Source organism: Tsukamurella sp. 1534 (genome assembly GCF_000312385.1).
Taxonomy (GTDB): domain Bacteria; phylum Actinomycetota; class Actinomycetes; order Mycobacteriales; family Mycobacteriaceae; genus Tsukamurella.
In genome coordinates this window covers 317764-333826 of sequence record NZ_HE997626.1, presented here as the reverse complement: position 1 = coordinate 333826, position 16063 = coordinate 317764, and the positions used below count along the sequence as shown (strand labels likewise).

17 protein-coding genes, 1 tRNA gene and 1 pseudogene are annotated in these 16063 nt (G+C 71.5%); 6 read left to right on the top strand and 13 right to left on the bottom strand.

The genetic code is table 11. The features are described from left to right. Nucleotides 1–13: 13 nt before the first annotated feature. Genes BN39_RS01690 through BN39_RS01680 form a run of 3 tightly spaced genes read right to left on the bottom strand, consistent with a single transcriptional unit; the run spans nt 14 to nt 1730 of the window. Complete coding sequence (locus tag BN39_RS01690; RefSeq protein WP_019200618.1) at nt 14–550, bottom strand: GNAT family N-acetyltransferase; 537 nt, start codon at nt 548–550, stop codon at nt 14–16. Continuing rightward, a complete protein-coding gene (gene pth / locus BN39_RS01685; protein ID WP_019200617.1) occupies nt 547–1125 on the bottom strand; it encodes an aminoacyl-tRNA hydrolase in 579 nt (192 codons plus the stop codon). The genes BN39_RS01690 and pth overlap by 4 nt, the downstream gene beginning before the upstream one ends. A 5-nt stretch (nt 1126–1130) precedes the next feature. Continuing rightward, entirely contained in the window at nt 1131–1730 is a 600-nt protein-coding gene (locus BN39_RS01680) for a 50S ribosomal protein L25/general stress protein Ctc (RefSeq protein WP_019200616.1), read from the bottom strand. Between the two features lie 231 nt (nt 1731–1961). Between BN39_RS01680 and BN39_RS01675 the strand changes: the two genes are divergently transcribed. From BN39_RS01675 to BN39_RS01665, 3 genes are read left to right on the top strand one after another with little or no spacing between them, the layout of a single operon-like run. After that, nucleotides 1962–2405 carry a limonene-1,2-epoxide hydrolase family protein gene (locus BN39_RS01675; protein WP_019200615.1) on the top strand — a complete coding sequence of 148 codons (444 nt, stop codon included), beginning with the start codon at nt 1962–1964 and terminating at the stop codon, nt 2403–2405. Nucleotides 2406–2441: 36 nt separating this feature from the next. Further along, the gene (locus BN39_RS01670; protein ID WP_019200614.1) at nt 2442–3260 is read left to right on the top strand and encodes an LLM class F420-dependent oxidoreductase; all 819 of its coding nucleotides are present in this window, start codon (nt 2442–2444) and stop codon (nt 3258–3260) included. A 12-nt stretch (nt 3261–3272) separates the two neighbouring features. Then, nucleotides 3273–4112, top strand: coding sequence for a dienelactone hydrolase family protein (locus BN39_RS01665; RefSeq protein WP_019200613.1), 840 nt, complete (start codon nt 3273–3275; stop codon nt 4110–4112). A 39-nt stretch (nt 4113–4151) separates the two neighbouring features. Here the strand turns inward: BN39_RS01665 and BN39_RS01660 are convergent, their stop codons facing one another. The 3 genes from BN39_RS01660 to BN39_RS01650 form a co-directional block, all read right to left on the bottom strand. Further along, nucleotides 4152–6713, bottom strand: a complete 2562-nt coding sequence (locus BN39_RS01660) for an ATP-dependent Clp protease ATP-binding subunit (RefSeq protein WP_019200612.1) — start codon at nt 6711–6713, stop codon at nt 4152–4154. A 66-nt stretch (nt 6714–6779) separates the two neighbouring features. Next, nucleotides 6780–7583, bottom strand: a complete 804-nt coding sequence (locus tag BN39_RS01655) for a family 1 encapsulin nanocompartment shell protein (protein WP_019200611.1) — start codon at nt 7581–7583, stop codon at nt 6780–6782. Then, nucleotides 7583–8605, bottom strand: a complete 1023-nt coding sequence (locus BN39_RS01650; RefSeq protein ID WP_371190603.1) for a Dyp-type peroxidase — start codon at nt 8603–8605, stop codon at nt 7583–7585. Before BN39_RS01650 ends, BN39_RS01655 begins: the two co-directional genes overlap by 1 nt. Before the next feature lie 155 nt (nt 8606–8760). Between BN39_RS01650 and BN39_RS23775 the strand changes: the two genes are divergently transcribed. Both BN39_RS23775 and BN39_RS01640 read left to right on the top strand, forming a co-directional pair. Then, entirely contained in the window at nt 8761–8952 is a 192-nt protein-coding gene (locus BN39_RS23775) for a hypothetical protein (RefSeq protein ID WP_019200609.1), read from the top strand. A gap of 22 nt (nt 8953–8974) precedes the next feature. After that, the gene (locus BN39_RS01640) at nt 8975–9997 is read left to right on the top strand and encodes an FUSC family protein (RefSeq protein WP_051158794.1); all 1023 of its coding nucleotides are present in this window, start codon (nt 8975–8977) and stop codon (nt 9995–9997) included. A 24-nt stretch (nt 9998–10021) separates the two neighbouring features. Here the strand turns inward: BN39_RS01640 and BN39_RS01635 are convergent. The 6 genes and pseudogenes from BN39_RS01635 to glmU all read right to left on the bottom strand — a co-directional run bounded on the left by BN39_RS01635 (nt 10022) and on the right by glmU (nt 15317). Beyond that, nucleotides 10022–11199: pseudogene (locus BN39_RS01635) on the bottom strand (NAD-dependent formate dehydrogenase). A gap of 133 nt (nt 11200–11332) precedes the next feature. Beyond that, the gene (locus BN39_RS01630) at nt 11333–12220 is read right to left on the bottom strand and encodes a LysR family transcriptional regulator (RefSeq protein ID WP_019200607.1); all 888 of its coding nucleotides are present in this window, start codon (nt 12218–12220) and stop codon (nt 11333–11335) included. Nucleotides 12221–12229: 9 nt separating this feature from the next. Next, entirely contained in the window at nt 12230–12571 is a 342-nt protein-coding gene (gene arsC, locus BN39_RS01625; protein ID WP_019200606.1) for an arsenate reductase (glutaredoxin), read from the bottom strand. A 10-nt stretch (nt 12572–12581) separates the two neighbouring features. After that, nucleotides 12582–12875, bottom strand: coding sequence for a DUF1905 domain-containing protein (locus tag BN39_RS01620; protein ID WP_051158915.1), 294 nt, complete (start codon nt 12873–12875; stop codon nt 12582–12584). A 16-nt stretch (nt 12876–12891) separates the two neighbouring features. Continuing rightward, complete coding sequence (locus tag BN39_RS01615; RefSeq protein WP_019200604.1) at nt 12892–13869, bottom strand: ribose-phosphate diphosphokinase; 978 nt, start codon at nt 13867–13869, stop codon at nt 12892–12894. Continuing rightward, nucleotides 13866–15317 carry a bifunctional UDP-N-acetylglucosamine diphosphorylase/glucosamine-1-phosphate N-acetyltransferase GlmU gene (gene glmU, locus BN39_RS01610; protein WP_019200603.1) on the bottom strand — a complete coding sequence of 484 codons (1452 nt, stop codon included), beginning with the start codon at nt 15315–15317 and terminating at the stop codon, nt 13866–13868. Before glmU ends, BN39_RS01615 begins: the two co-directional genes overlap by 4 nt. Nucleotides 15318–15446: 129 nt before the next feature. On the opposite strand from glmU, the gene BN39_RS01605 reads away from it, so the two are divergent. After that, nucleotides 15447–15518: transfer RNA gene (locus BN39_RS01605), tRNA-Gln, on the top strand. Nucleotides 15519–15593: 75 nt separating this feature from the next. Here BN39_RS01605 and BN39_RS01600 read toward each other — a convergent pair. Beyond that, nucleotides 15594–16043, bottom strand: coding sequence for a pyrimidine dimer DNA glycosylase/endonuclease V (locus BN39_RS01600; protein ID WP_019200602.1), 450 nt, complete (start codon nt 16041–16043; stop codon nt 15594–15596). Between the last annotated feature and the right edge of the window lie 20 nt (nt 16044–16063).

The following is a 16063-nucleotide window of genomic DNA, read 5'->3' as shown; positions in this document are numbered from 1 at the left end:
GACCGCGCCGCGGTCACGCGGGGCGCGGCAGCGCGTAGACCAGGTGGTCGGGCGGGTCGGCGGGGTTGTCCGCCGGGATGTCGACGTGGCCGAGGCGGGAGAACCCGGCGCGCTCCAGTGCCCGCCAGGAACGCCGGTTCCCGGCGGCCACGGCCACGATCACGCTATCGGCCCCGAGGTCGGCGAAGATCACCTCGCACATCGCAGCGATCATCGCGCTGCCGAGCCCGCGTCCCGTCGCGAAGTGCGAGCCGACGAGGTAGTCGATGCCCCAGTCCCCGGGGCCCGCGACGACCAGCGGCGCGAGGCCCGCGGCCTCCTCGGGGTAGTCGACCCACCGCTGCCGCTGGACGAGCCCGAACGGGGCGCCGTCACCGTCGAGCGCGAGCCAGTCCTCGGACGGCTCGGCCCCGTCGACGGCCCGGCCGAAGTCCAGCTCGATCGCCTCCGGCGAGACCTCGTGGTTCCACCAGCGGCGGTTGTGCGGTTCGGACAGCCAGATCGCGAGGAGCCCGAAGTCCTCGCGGGCGACGCGGCGGAAGGTGATCACCAGGCGTGCACCGTGTTCTGCGCGGACTCCAGATCGCCCGAGATCAGCAGCTCGACGGCGTCCGCGGCGTTGGCGATCAGGAGCGGGACCTCCTTGCGCTCGGCGGCGGAGAAGGCCTTGAGCACGTAGTCCGCGGGATCCTGGCGGCCCGGGGGCCGTCCGATGCCCGCGCGCACACGCAGGTACTCCTTGGTGCCCAGGTGCTGGGTCAGCGAGCGCAGGCCGTTGTGGCCGCCCTCGCCGCCGCCGCGCTTGAGCCGCACCAGACCGAAGTCGATGTCCAGCTCGTCGTGGATCGCGATCACGTCGGTGGGCTCCACCGAGTAGAACCGCGCGAGCGCCGCGGTCGGCTGCCCGGAGACGTTCATGAAGGACTGCGGCTTCGCGAGGTACACCTGACGGCCCGCGAGGCGCGCGCCCGCGACCTCCGCGCCCGACTTCTTGTGCCGGGAGAAGGAGGTGCGGGCGCGCGATGCGAGCTCGTCGGCCACGTCGAAGCCGATGTTGTGGCGGGTGCCGGCGTACTTCTCGCCCGGGTTACCCAGCCCTACGACGATCAGCGGCCGGTCGTTCACCGCTGTTACTCGGCGGACTCGGCGGCGGCCTCGGCCTCGCCCTCGTCACCCTCGTCGGCCTTCGGGGCCTCGATGATGTTGACGATCAGGGTCTCCGGATCGGACACCACGGTGACGCCCGCGGGGAGCTCGATGTCGGCGGCGGTGATCTGCGTGCCGGCCTCGAGGTTGTGGACGTTCACGGTGAGCTGCTCGGGGATGCTCAGCGCGTCGGCCTCGATGTCGATCGAGGTGGCGTCCTGGGTGACCAGGGTGCCGCCGGCGGCGATGCCCTCGATCTCGACGTGGACCTCGACGACGACCTTCTCGCCCTTCTTGATCACGAGGAGGTCGGCGTGCTCGATGTAGTTGCGGAGCGGGTGCACCACGACCTGCTTGGTCAGGGCGAGCTGCTGCTTGCCGTCGATGTCCAGGTCGAGCACGGCGTTGGTGCCGTCCTTGCGCAGGATCGCGGCGAAGTCGAGCGCCTTGACGGTGAGGTGCTGGGGCTCGGTGCCGTGGCCGTACAGGACGGCGGGGACGAGGCCGTCGCGACGGGTGCGGCGGGCGGCACCCTTGCCGAACTCGGTGCGGACGGCGGCGGCGATCTTGTTGGTCTCGGACATGGTGCTCCTACGTGCGGTAACGGGCCTCGGCGCATCGAGGCGGCCGCACGGGGCGCGCGGGAAGTCCCGCGGGCAGGGCGTTCGCGTCGATAACGGCGGCCCGGAGCCGCCCTCGCCGAGAAGGTCGCCGATCAGTCTACCGAACGCCCACCTCAGGCGCGAAATCGAAGCTTCTCCAACGCGTCACGTCCAGTTCGCGCGGGCGCCACGCACCGCACGGAACATCGACCCGTGAACAACTCCCCGCTGTGGTCTCCGCAGGACGTCGCCGAACGGTTCGTCGACGCCCTCGGCAGCGGCGACTACGAGATCGCCGAGCAGTTGCTCGCGAAGGACGTGGTGTACACCCGCACGTCGTGGCGCACGCTGCGGGGCCGCCGTGCCGTGGCGCGGCATTTCCGCAGGTACGAGCGGTCACGCGTGGAGCTGCAGTCGGTGCTCCTGTCCGCGGTGGGCGCCGACGGGATCGCGCTCACCGAGCGGGTCACCGCACTCGTCTACGGCCCGCTGCGGGTGCAGTTCTGGGTGTGCGCGCGGTTCGAGGTGCGGGGCGGCCGGATCGTGGCCTGGCGGGACTACTTCGACTTCGTCGACGTGGCCAAGGCGGTCGCGCGGGCGATGGCGGGCGCCGTCTACGCCCCCGCCCGCCCGCACCTCCCGCGGACCGCGGTCTGAGGGAAGCATCGGCGCCGTCGCGGGGTTGCACGGGGCATGAGTGTTCTGGGAGATCTCGGTATCTGGCGGGCGTCCACCCTGGTCGACGGTGCTTTCGCGCGCCGCGCGGAGGAGCTGGGCTACGGCGCGATCTGGCTGGGCGGGTCACCCGGCGGCGATCTCGCGGTCGTGGACCCGCTGCTGGAGGCCACGTCGAACCTGACCGTCGCGACGGGGATCCTCAACATCTGGCAGGACGACGCGCGCTCGGCCGCCGCGGCCTTCCACCGGATCGAGGCCCTGCACCCGGGCAGGTTCCTGCTGGGGATCGGCGCGGGCCATCGCGAGGCGAGCGCCGACTACCGCACGCCCTATCAGGCCCTCGTCGAATACCTCGACGTGCTGCAGGCCGAGGGCGTGCCCGCCGCGCGGACTGTGCTCGCCGCGCTCGGCCCCAAGGTGCTGCGCCTGGCCGCGGACCGCACCGCGGGCGCGCATCCGTACCTCACCACCCCCGAGCACACCCGGCGGGCGCGGGAGATCCTGGGCGACGGGGTGCTGCTCGCGCCGGAGCAGAAGGTGGTGCTCGACGACGATCCCGCGCGCGGCCGGGAGACCGGCCGGCGGACCGTCGACTTCTACCTCGGCCTGCAGAACTACGTCGCCAACCTGCGGCGACTCGGGTTCGACGATGACGACGTCGCGAAGCCCGGCAGCGACCGCCTGATCGACGTGCTCGCCGTGCACGGCGACGGCGACGCCCTCGCCGCGGGGGTGCGGGCCCACCTCGACGCGGGTGCGGATCAGGTCACCGTTCAGGCCCTCGGCGAGGACCCCTGGCCCGCCCTGGAGGCGATCGCGCAGCGCCTCGGGTGACCGTGGGGCACGATGGTGCCCGTGGACGTGAGAGCCGTAGCTGCAGCAGAGATCGCCGACTTCGCCGTGGAGCCCTTCACCGCGGAGGGCACGACGCACGACGTGTACCGCAAGGGTGAGGGGCCGGCCGTCGTCGTCATGGCGGAGATCCCCGGCATCACCCCCAAGGTGCTCGCCTTCGCCCGCCGCCTGGTGGACGCGGGTTTCACCGCCGTCGTGCCGCACCTGTTCGGGGTGCCCGGCCTGGACGCGGGGAACCCGAAGAAGGTCGGCGTGCGCGGCATGGCGCTGGCCGGGGCCTCGCTGGCGCCGCTGTGCGTGAGCAAGGAGTTCACCACTCTCGCGGTGGGGAAGTCCTCGCCCGTGGTCACCTGGCTTCGCGCGCTGGCCCGGCAGGAGCACGAGCGCTGCGGCGGCAAGGGCGTGGGAGCCGTGGGCATGTGCTTCACCGGGGGTTTCGCGCTCGGCATGGCGGTGGACAACGTGCTGCTGGCGCCGGTGCTCAGCCAGCCGTCGATGCCGCTGGGCGTCACGGCGAGCCGCCGCCGGAACATCGACATCTCGCCGCAGGACCTCGAGACGGTCAAGGTGCGCTGCGCCAAACAGGGCCTGAAGGTCATGGGCCTGCGCTTCAAGGGCGACAAGATGGTGCCCGACGAGCGGTTCGCGTTCCTCCGCGAGCAACTCGGCGACGCCTTCATCGCGGTCGAGCTCGACGACGACGACGCGAACCCCGACGCCCTCATCGCGCCGCACTCGGTGCTCACCGAGCACCTCATCGACGAGCCCGGCCAGCCCACCCGGGACGCGCTGGATCGGGTGGTCGCGCTCATGCGCGACACCCTGCTCTAGCGGCCCCGGGCCTGCGGGCCACGGCGGGCTGCAGAGCGGCTACGCCCCGCCGACGGGTGCGCCCTCGTCCTCGTCGTCACCGTCGGGCGACGCGGGCGGACCTCCCTCGGAGACCGATCCGCCGGCGTGCTCCCGCACCACCGACAGCTGCAGGCCGTCGTCGTCGGCGTCCACCCGCACGGTGTCGCCCTCCCGCACGTCGCCCCGGAGCAGCATCGACGAGAGCCGGTTGTCGAGCTCCTTCTGCACCGTCCGGCGTAGCGGTCGCGCACCGAACTGCGGCTGGAACCCCTCCTCGGCCAGCCAGTCCTCGGCCTTCTCCGTGACGTCCAGCTCCACGTCCTGCGCGCGCAGCAGCCGCCGCGTGTTGTCCAGGATCAGGTCCACGATGCTGCGGATCTGCGCCCGGTCGAGCCGGTGGAAGATCACCGTGTCGTCGATGCGGTTGAGGAACTCCGGCCGGAAGTGGCCGTTGAGCCGCTCCTTGACCTGCGCGATCACGTCGTCGGTGAGGTCGCCCTCGGGCGCGTTGAGGATGATGTCCGAGCCGATGTTGCTGGTGAGGATCACGATCGTGTTCTTGAAGTCGACGGTCCGCCCCTGGGCGTCGGTCACGTGCCCGTCGTCGAGCAGCTGCAGCAGGATGTTGAAGACGTCCGGGTGCGCCTTCTCGATCTCGTCGAACAGGACCACCGAATAGGGCTGGCGCCGCACCTTGTCGGTGAGCTGCCCGGCCTCCTCGTAGCCCACGTAGCCGGGAGGCGCGCCGACCAGCCGGGACACCGTGTGCTTCTCCTGGAACTCGCTCATGTCGAACCGGATCATCCGGTCCTCGTCGCCGAACACGGAGGCGGCCAACGCCTTCGCCAGCTCTGTCTTGCCGACGCCGGTGGGGCCGAGGAACAGGAACGAGCCGATCGGCCGGCCCGGATCCTTGAGGCCCGCGCGGGCGCGCCGCACCGCCTCGGAGACCGCGAGCACCGCCTCGTCCTGGCCCACCACCCGCTGGTGCAGGTCGTCCTCCAGGCGCAGCAGCTTCTCCTTCTCCTCGGAGGTCAGATCGGCGACGGGGATACCGGTGCGGCGCGAGATCACCTCGGCCACGTCGGTCACGGTGACGCTCGGCTCGCCGCCCTCGGGGCCGGCCGCGGCCAGCCGGTGCTCGGCGTCGGCGATCTGCTTCTTGAGGTCGTCCGCGGCCTTGTAGTCCTCCTTCGCGACGGCGCTCTCCTTCTCCCGGTTCAGCCGTGCCACCTCGTCCTCGATGGACCGGGTGTCACCGTCGGAGGTCTTGGTGCGCAGCCGGACCCGGGCCCCGGCCTGGTCCACGACGTCGATCGCCTTGTCCGGCATGAACCGGTCGGTGATGTACCGGTCCGAGAGCTCCGCCGCAGCGACGAGTGCCGCGTCCTCGTAGTGCACCTGGTGGTGCTCCTCGTACACGTCGATCAGGCCGCGGAGGATCTCGATGGTGTCGTCCACGCTCGGCTCGCTCACCATCACCGGCTGGAACCGCCGCTCCAGCGCCGCGTCCTTCTCGATGTACTTGCGGTACTCGTCGATGGTGGTGGCGCCGATCGCGTGCAGTTCGCCGCGGGCCAGCGCGGGCTTGAGCATGTTGCCGGCGTCCATGGAGCCCTCGCCGCCGCCACCCGCGCCGATGATGGTGTGCAGCTCGTCGATGAACACCACCAGCTCGCCGGAGTTCTCCCGGACCTCGTCGAGCACCTTGGTGAGGCGCTCCTCGAACTCGCCGCGGTACTTGCTGCCCGCCACCATGGAGCTCACATCCAGGGCGATCACCCTGCGCCCCGCAAGGGTTTTCGGGACGTCGTCGTTGACGATGCGCTGAGCGAGGCCCTCGACGATGGCCGTCTTGCCCACGCCGGGGTCGCCGATCAGGACGGGGTTGTTCTTGCGGCGCCGGGAGAGGATCTCGATGGTCTGCTCGATCTCCTCGGCGCGGCCCACCACCGGGTCCACCTTGCCCGCGCGGGCCTCCGCGGTGAGATCGCGGCCGTACTCGTCGAGGGTGGGCGTGGCGCTGTCCTGCTGTGCCCCCTGCGGCACGCCGGCCCTCCCGGGCTTGGCAGGCCCGCCGGGTGCGGCCCCGCCCGGGGACGAGATCCCGCCGCCCGAAAGGGCCTGCGCGGCCACGGTGTCGGGGTTTCCCGCGATCCCGAGCAGGAGGTGCTCGGCCCCCACGTAGGACTGCCCGCTCTGGGCCGCCTGCTGTTGGGCCAGCCGCAGCGCCCGCCGCGACGCCGGGCTGAGCGACGGTGCGCCGTCGGCCCCGTCCGGGGTCGCGCCCGCCTGCGCGGCGGACTTCATCGTGGCGGCCAGCTTGTCGGGGTCGAGGCCCACCTTCGAGATCACCTCGCGGGTGGGCTCGTTCAGCGCTGCGGCGTACAGCAGGTGCTCGGGCGTGATCTCGCTGTTGCCCCAGTCGGCCGCCGCGATCTGGGCCTCGCTGAGCAGTTCCTTGGCCTGGTCGTTGAGCAGCCGGTTGAGGTCGACGCGCTGCACGGAGGGCCGCCGCGCCATCGAATCGCCGAAGAACCGCTGAAAGATGTCGTCGAAGACGCCGTCGATGTCGCTCATGTCTGTCCTCTGTTCTGCTGGTCGATGAGGCCGGCGCCGGGGGCGGCCGGGAGGGGGTGAGGTGGGTCAGCGCCGGGCGGCGAGCGGAACGGCCGCCTCGGGCGTGTACGCGAGGAACGTGAACGTCTCCTGCAGGTACAGCTCGACGGTGTCGGCGTCGTGGCCGAGATAGCCGATCTCCACGTCGGTGCCGAGCCGGAGATCGAAATCGCCTCCGCGGGTGGTGAGCACGAACGCGCCGTCGATCGCCGGGGCCCAGATGATCTCGCCGTCCACGAGCCGGTTGAGGTGCTCGCGGATCGGGTAGCCGTGATCGGAGGTCTCGCTCACCTCGGTGTACACGTCGGCGGACAGCAGCACGGAGTAGGGCCCGTCGACGCCGGCCAGCCGCAGGTCGCTGAGGGCCTGGGAGACCGCGTCCGGGATGTCCGTGGGGTCGTCCGGCAGGGTGATGCTTCCGCCCGACGCCGTCGCGCGGATCCCGGGGATGGACGCGGCGGGGTAGCCCTCGAACACCGCGCGGTCCTCGGCGAACGCGAGCTTCTGCGCGGCGTCCTTGACGGGATCCCAGTCGGCGTCCTGCGCACCGCGCTCCACGGAGTCGATGGCCTTGCGGCTCAGGCTGAACGGGACGCGGAGGCGCACCAGCGGGCGACTGTCGCGCAGGTGCGCCTGGACGCCCTCGTCGGGGCCCGCGACACCCACCAGGTGCCCGGTGCCCACGGCGGATGCGGTGGGACCGGCGGGCTCGCTGACATCGACGACGCGGCGGCCGGCGATGTTCCGCTGGAAGGTGCGGCTCGCCTCGGTCTCGATCTCGTCCCACGCCTCCGAGGTGACGGGCGCGAGGTCGCGGTAGAGGTTGTTCATCACTGCTGTCCTTTCAGGCTGCCGATGTGGAGGGATCCGTGTGCCGGGGCCGGGGCCGGACCGGTCGGGGCGGGCTCCTCCTCGCCGGCCGCGGCGGGGAGGTCCGGCGGTGCGTCGAGCCAGTCCGCCGACGGGGTGAAGAACAGGCACCCGGTGTGCGCGGTGGAGAAGTCCAGGATGCGGTCCGTGTTCCCGGGCGGATCGCCGAGGAACATGTTGCGCAGCATGTGTTCGGTGACCTCGGGGTCCCGCGAGTAGCCGATGAAGTAGGTGCCGAACTCGGCGCTGCCGAGCGATCCGAACGGCATGTTCTGCCGCACGATCTGCAGCTGGTCGCCGTTCTCGTCCTCGATCACGGTGAGCGCGATGTGAGCGTCCTTCGGCTTCACCTCGTCGGCCATCTCGATGTCCTCGAGCTTGCTGCGGCCGATCACCCGCTCCTGCTCCTCGACCGACTGCGCGCGCCACGCGGCCATGTCGTGCAGGTACTTCTGCACGTGTACGTAGCTGCCGCCCGCGAAGTCCGGGTCCTCGTCGCCCACGGCGGTCGCGGCCACCGCAGCGGCGCCCGCGGGATTCTCCGTGCCGTCCACGAAACCCAGCAGGTCCCGGTCGTCGAAGAACCGGAAGCCGTGCACCTCGTCGACCACGGTCACGGCGTCGCCGAAGGATTCGAGCACTCGCCACGCCAGCTCGAAACACATGTCGAGCGTGCTGGCCTTGACGTGCAGCAGGACGTCGCCGGGCGTCGACGGTGCGCGATGCCGCGGACCGTCGAGCTCGACGAACGGGTGCAGGGATGCGGGCCGCGGCCCGGAGAACAGGCGGTCCCAGGCGTCCGAGCCGAACGAGGTGACGAGCGTGAGATGTTTGTCCGGATATCGGAATCCCACGGACCGGGTGAGCCCGGAGAGGTTGTCGAGCGCATCGTGGACGTCGGCCTCCCGGCCCTCCTCGATGGTGGCCACGACGAACATCGCGGCCTGCGTCAACGGGGTCAGAACGGCTTGATTCGGGACCACGATTTTCACACTAACTCCGCCCGTCGGTTCGCGCCGGAGAAGCACCGCGGCGTCTCGGCGTGCGCGGAATCCGGCCCGTGCGATGATGGTCCGCGCACGGACCGTCGCGTCGCCGCGGAGATGCGCGCGCGGCGAATCGACCGGAGGGAGCCGAGATGACGTGGATCGCAGTGGTGGTGTTGGGCGTCGTGGCGCTCGCCGGGCTGGTGTTCGCCTGCCAGGTGTCCGCGCCCCGCCGGCCGGCGTCGGACGCCACCTACACCGCGAACGCATTGACCGCCGCGGGCGCCGTCACGGTGTCCGCCGTGTGCGCGGTCGTCGCGACGCTCCTGATCGCAACGTCCTGATCCGGCCCTGATCTCGCTCCGGATCCCGCCGTCGTACCGACCGGACCTCAGCGACGGCGGACACGCCCTCCGGGTCGCCCTGGCACTGCTCGTGCCGGGTGTGCTCCTGATCATCGCGGGCCTTCCTGAGTTGATCGTGTACGCCGAGTTCGGCGCGTTCGCGGGGATGTACGGGCGGGGCGAGACCGGCCGCCCGCGGATCGTCCACCAGCTGCAGGCGGGTGGGCTGCTCACCGCCGGCGAGGCCCTGGGCATCGCGCTCGCACGCTTCGAGGGCTCGCACTGGTTGCTGGTGGCGGTGGGCGTGGCATTCGCCGCCATCGGGTCCGTGCTGGCCGACGCGGTGCGGCTGCGGCCGCCCGGACCGTTCTTCTTCCTGTTCGCGTTCGGCGCCACCGCGACGCTGCCCGCCGGCCTCGCCCCGGCCGGCCAGGCGCTCGGGATCTGCGTGGCGACGGTGCTGTTCGCGGTCGCCGTGGGGACCGTGGGCCGGCCGCATCCGCTTCGGGGCCGCCCGTGGTGGGACGGCATCGCGCTGGTGTTCCGCCGCCCCGCGCCGGGGGTGGGGATCCACGCCCTGCGCTACGCCCTCGCCGTCGGTCTGGCGGGCTGCGCCGGCGTGCTCGTGGGTGTGGACCACGCCAACTGGGCGATGGCCGCGGCGGCGGTGCCGCTCGCCGTGATCGACGCCGGGCGGCCGTCCGATGCGGAGACGGGCCTGGTGCTCACCCGGGCCGCGCACCGCACCGTCGGGACGTTCGTGGGGTTGCTGGTCACCGCCGGCCTGCTGGCGCTCGGGCTGGGGCCCGCGGCGCTCGCGCTCATCGCGATCGCGCTGCTGTTCCCGACGGAGCTCTACATGGCCCGGCACTACGCGGTCGCGATCGGCTTCTTCACCCCGCTGATCATGCTTCTGACCGAGCTGGCCGATCCGACGGACCCGATGCGGATGCTGCTCTACCGCGGCGTCGACACGCTGATCGGCGTGGTCGTGGGTGTCGCGGTGGCGCTGCTGGTGCGCAGCCCGGCCGAGCGTCCCCGCTGAGGCCGGGCCGCGCACCGTCGGGGATCAGGCCTGCGCGCCGGGGCTGGCCGAGCCGTCGGCGGTGTACGAGCTCGCGCCGACGCCGGCCAGCGCGCCGCCGTCCACGATGAGGTACTCGTCGCGGATGGGGACCCGGCGAAGAAGTCCTCGAGGATCTCGCGGGTGCCGGCGGCGTACCGGGCCTGCGCGGAGAGCGTGGTGCCCGAGACGTGCGGCGTCATCGCGTGGTTCGGCATGGTGCGCCACGGGTGGTCCACGGCCGGCGGCTGCGGGAACCAGACGTCGCCGGCGTAGCCCGCCAGCTGCCCCGACTCGAGGGCCGCCACCACGTCGTCGCGGACCACGATCTCGGCGCGCGCAGTGTTCACGATGTAGCTGCCGCGGCGCATCGTCGAGAGCAGCTTCGCATCGAACATGTGGTAGGTCTTCGGATGCAGCGGGGCGTGGATGTCCACCACGTCCACCGAGCTCACCAGCGATTCGACCGAGTCGTGGTAGGTCAGGTTCAGCTCCTGCTCCAGGTCGAGCGGCAGGCGGCGGGTGTCGAAGTAGTGCAGCCGCACGTCGAACGGCGCGAGGCGGCGCATCACGGCCTGCCCGATGCGGCCCGCGGCGATGATGCCGACGTCCATGCCCTCGAGGTCGTACGCGCGCTCCACGCAATCGGCGATGTTCCAGCCGCCCTCGATGACCCACTTGTACGACGGCACGAAGTTCCGCACCAGCGTGAGGATCTGCATCACCGCGTGCTCGGCGACGCTGATCGAGTTGCTGTAGGTGACCTCGGCGACGGTGATTCCCGCCTTGATCGCGGCGTCCAGATCGACGTGGTCCGAACCGATCCCGGCGGTGAGCGCCAGCTTCAGGTCGGGCGCCTTCGCGATCCGCTCCGCGGACAGGTACGCCGGCCAGAACGGCTGGGAGATCACCACTTCCGCCTCGGTGAGGTGCCGCTCGAACTCCTCGCCGTCCTTATCGGAGGTGACGATCAGCTCGTGCCCCGCGGCCTCCAGGTACTTCCGCAGGCCCAGCTCGCCGGAAACGCAGCCGAGCAGTTCGCCGGGCGTGAAGTCGATGTCCGCGGGGGAGGGGATCGTCTGGCCGCCGGGGTAGGCCTCGATCAGCGGGATGGAGTCCCGGGCGTACTCGGGCGGGTATCCGGTGACGGGGTCCGGGTACAGCACACACAGGATCTTTGCCATGATGACTCCTCGAATCGGCGAGTGGGAGAACTGATTTCGTCCCTATGCATCTACTCTCGCCGTGTTCCGGCCCGGCGTCCAATACCGGTCTCCGGTCGGCCGATAGGCGGCGCCGATCACCGCAGGCAGGGCCTCAGTCGGCGCCGGCCGCACTCTCCGCCAGCGCCCGCGCGAGCACCGACTCCGGTTCGCCGGCACTGCGGACGAGCGCCACGGAGGTGGCGAGGTCGCCCGCGCCCTCCAGCTCGACGGCCCGGGTCCCCGACGGTGCGCGGTACGTCGCGATCCAGGCGCGCGGCACGATCGACGCCCACCGCCCGGCGCCGGCCATCGCGAGGAGCGTCGCGACGGAGTCGGCCTCCAACCGCGGCGACAGCCGCACCCCGTGCGCCCGCGCCGCCGCGTCGACCAGGTCCCGCCCGTGCATGCCCTCGTGCAGCAGGCACATCGGCAGCTGCGCGGCGTCGGCCCACGCGAGAGGACCGTCACCGTCGGGCAGGAGGTCCTCGCGCGCCACGAGCGCGAGCCGGTCCGTGTAGAGCGGCGTCACCGACAACCCGTCGACGTCGACGCCCCCGGCGTAGACGATGCCCGCGTCCAGCTCGAACCGGCGGATGCGCTCGACCACGTCCGCGGAGCGCAGGCCGGCCCACACCCGGACCCGGACCAGCGGGTGCGCGGTGCAGAACGGGTCGGTGAGGAACGCCGCCGAGGTGGCGGCCGCGGGGATCACGCCGAGGCTCAGCTCCCCGCTGAGGCCGGTGCGCAGGGCCGTGACCTCGTGCTCCAGGGCGTCGCGGTCGGCGAGGATGCGGCGCGCCCAGGGCACGAGCCGCTCGCCCTCGGGGGTCAGGCCCTCGAAGGCGGAGCCGCGCAGCACGAGCGGAACGTCGAGCTCGTGCTCGAGCTTGCGGATCGCCTCGGACAACGCCGGCTGCGAGACGTAGCAGGCGCTCGCCGCGCGCGCGAAGTGCCGCTCGCGCGCGAGGGCGACGAAGTACTCGAGCTGCCGGAAGAGCATCGCCCTCCGCTACAGGATCTCGTCGACGGCCTCGGTGGGGCGGGCCATCCGGGTGCCCTTGGCCGTCACCACGAAGGGCCGCTCGATGAGCTTGGGGTGCGCCACCATCGCGTCGAGGAGTGCATCGTCGGTCGCGTCGGCGAGGCCGAGGTCCTTGTACTCCGCCTCGCGGGTGCGCACGGCCTGGCGGACGGTGAGCCCGGCATCGTCGATCAGCTGCTTCAGCTCGGCCTTCGACGGGATCTGGTCGAGGTACTTGACCACCGTCACCGTCGCCCCCGCCTCCTCCAGCCGGGCCAGCGCCTGGCGGGACTTGGTGCAGCGGGGGTTGTGATAGATCGTCGCGTCCATACGGGTCAATCTAGCCCGTGACGGCGAGCCGCACGTGGACGGTGTCCCCGGCATCGACGCCCTCGGCGGTGCGCACGGCCTTGTTCACCGGAAGCACGTAGGTGCCGCGCGCGGCGTCGGGGAAGACCGACGTCGCCCACGTGGTGCCGCCGAGCGTCACGGAGACGCGAACGCTCCCGAACCCCGGCCTGGAGGGATCGACCGCGTCGGCGATCTCGTCGGCCAGGTGGTTCGGGAGCGAGACGAAGCGACAGGCGGCGAAGACCTCCGAGAGCCAGATCTCGGCGCGGAAGTCGCCCCGCACGCCCGTCACGATGCGGTCAGGCGTTGCCGTTGAACAGGCTCGTCACCGAGCCGTTCTCGAAGACCTCGCGGATGGTGCGGGCCAGCAGCGGCGCGATCGACAGCACGGTGAGGTTCTCGAACCGCTTCTCGGCCGGGATCGGCAGCGTGTTGGTGGCGATCACCTCGCGGGCGCCGCAGCTGGCGAGGCGCTCGGTGGCCGGGTCGGAGAGCACGCCGTGCGTGGTCGCGATGATCACGTCCTTGGCGCCCGCCTCCTTGAGCACGCCGACGGCGCCGGCGATGGTGCCGCCGGTGTCGATCATGTCGTCGATCAGGACGCAGGTGCGGCCGGCCACGTCGCCCACGACGCGGTTGCTCTTGACCTGGTTGGGCACGTTGGGGTCGCGGGTCTTGTGCACGAATGCCAGCGGCGCACCGTCGAGCGCGTCGGCCCACTTCTCGCCCACCTTGACGCGGCCGGCGTCGGGGGAGACGACCACCATGTTGGCGGTGCCGTAGTGCTCACGGACGTAGTCGGCCAGCATCGTCTGGGCGTGCATGTGGTCGACGGGGCCGTCGAAGAAGCCCTGGATCTGATCGGTGTGCAGGTCGACCGTGATGATCCGGTCGGCGCCCGCGGTCTTGAGCAGGTCCGCGACGAGGCGGGCGGAGATGGGCTCGCGGCCGCGGTGCTTCTTGTCCTGCCGGGCGTACGGGTAGAACGGCAGGATCGCGGTGATCCGTTTGGCCGAACCTCGCTTGAGCGCGTCGATCATGATCAGCTGCTCCATGAGCCACTGATTGACCGGGTACGGGTCGCTCTGCAGCACGAACGCGTCGCTGCCGCGCACCGACTCCTCGAACCGGACGAAGATCTCGCCGTTGGCGAAGTCCCGGGCGGTCTGGGGCGTGACCTCGATCCCGAGCTCGTCGGCGACCTGCTGCGCCAACTCGGGGTGGGCACGACCCGAGAAGAGCATCAGGTTCTTCTTGTTATCGATCCAGTCGTTCACTGCTCGTCAATCCTCGCGATAGCCTGCTGGGCTGCCTCGGCTGAGCTCGTGCCCGGACGCCGGCGCAGTACCCAATCGTCGATGTTTCGCTGATCCGCGGCGGACACCGCCAGAGCTCCGGGCGGCACGTCGCGCTTGATCACGGTACCCGCTCCGGTGTACGCCCCGTCGCCCACCTCGACCGGGGCGACCAACATCGTGTCGGATCCGATCCTCACGTGGTCGCCGATCACCGTTCGATGCTTGTTCACCCCGTCGTAATTCACGGTCACCGTCGCGCACCCGATGTTGGTGCCCACCCCGACGGTCGCGTCGCCCAGGTAGCTCAGGTGCGGGAGCTTGCTGCCCTCGCCGATCCGGGCGTTCTTGGTCTCCGCGAACGCGCCGATCTTGCCCTTGGCGCCCAGGTCGGTGTTCGGGCGCAGGTAGCTGAACGGGCCGACGGTGGCGTCCTCGCGGATCGTGGCCGAGTGCACCTCGCTGCGGAGCACCGTGGCGCCGGCGCCCACCGTCGTGTCGACGAGGGTCGTGTCGGGCCCGATCACGGCGTCCTCGCCGATCCTGGTGGTGCCGCGCAGGTGCGTGCCCGGCTCGATCCGCACGTCGGCGGCGATCGACACGTCGACGTCGATGTAGGTGTTCGAGGGGTCGACCACCGTGACGCCGCCCAGCTGGTGCCGGGCGACGATGCGCCGGTTCAGCTCGCGGCCCAGCGCCGACAGCTGGACCCTGTCGTTGCAGCCGGCCACCAGCATCTCGTCGTCCACGTGGTCGCCGCGCACCAGCAGGCCGGCCGAGCGCGCGATGCCGATGACGTCGGTGAGGTACAGCTCGCCCTGCGAGTTGTCCGGCCGCAGCTGCGCCAGTGCGGCGACGAGCTGCGCGTGGTCGAAGGCGTACACGCCGGAGTTGATCTCCGTGATCGCCAGCTGCTCGGCGGTCGCGTCCTTCTGCTCCACGATCTGGGTCACCTGGCCGTCCTGCGTGCGCAGCACGCGGCCGTAGCCGGTGGGGTCCTCGACCGCGGTGGTGAGCACGGTGACGGCGGCCCCGTCGCCGTCGGTGTGCGTGCCGAGGAGGTCGGTGAGGGTGGCGGAGTCCAGGAGCGGCACGTCGGCCGCCGTCACGACGACGGTGCCGGTGAAGTCGGCGGGGAGGGCCTCGAGGCCGGCCTGCACCGCGTCGCCGGTGCCGCGCTGCTCCTCCTGCACGGCGACCAGGATCTCGTGGTCGAGTTCGCCGGCCGTCCCGAGCGCGGCCTCGGCCACCCGGTCCCGATCGTGGCCGACGACCACGACGAGGTGGTCCGGGCGGGTGCCCGATGCGGCGTGCAGGGCGTGTCCCAGGAGCGTGCGCCCCACGATGCGGTGCAGCACCTTCGGCGTCTTGGACCGCATCCGCGTGCCCGCGCCCGCGGCGAGGATCACCACCGCCGTTCCGTTCGTCATCGCCTGGTTTCCTCCGCTGTCGTGGTGGTCTGCTGCGCGTCGATGGTCGGCGCAATCCTACGAGAACCGCCTGAGCGCAGCGTCCGTGGCACAATGCTTGGCGGCGGTTCCCGCAGGCGCGGGGCCCGTTCTCCCGTGGTGTAATCGGCAACACTTCTGATTTTGGTTCAGACATTTCAGGTTCGAGTCCTGGCGGGAGAGCTGTCGTCGTTCCGACCGCGGCCGATGTCCGGGCTCACGCCCACCAGCGACGGAGGGCGGGATCTGCCGGATTCGTCAGTCGTCGCGGTCCGGCCGGGCGCGCTCCCACGGCGCGACGGGGCCGGGGACGGCGCGGAAGCTCCGGTGCGTGTCCGGCCGCTCCACGGCGCGCCAGCGCTCCGCGACCTCGGGGCTGCGCGCCTCCAGCTTCGCGGTCAGGTGCGCCCACTCGAGGTCCAGCTGGCCCGTGGTCACGTCGATCGCCGGCGCGACGGCCGCGGGGTCGTCGATCCGGGTGCGGTCGAAGGCGTAGCCGCGGGCGTCGGCCTCCTCGGCGACGGCGGCCAGGTACACGCACACCGCCGCGAGCGGATCTGCGGCCTCCCGGAAGCGCTCCAGCTGGGGGTGCCGCGTGTAGCCGCGGGTGCGGCCGGCCAGCACGCCCTGCGCCAGCAGCGTCTCGCGCCAGCAGGCGAGCAGGCCCTGCCGGTCCAGATACCGCGGGTGCAACGACCAGATGCGCATGCGCCCACGCTATCCGCGGG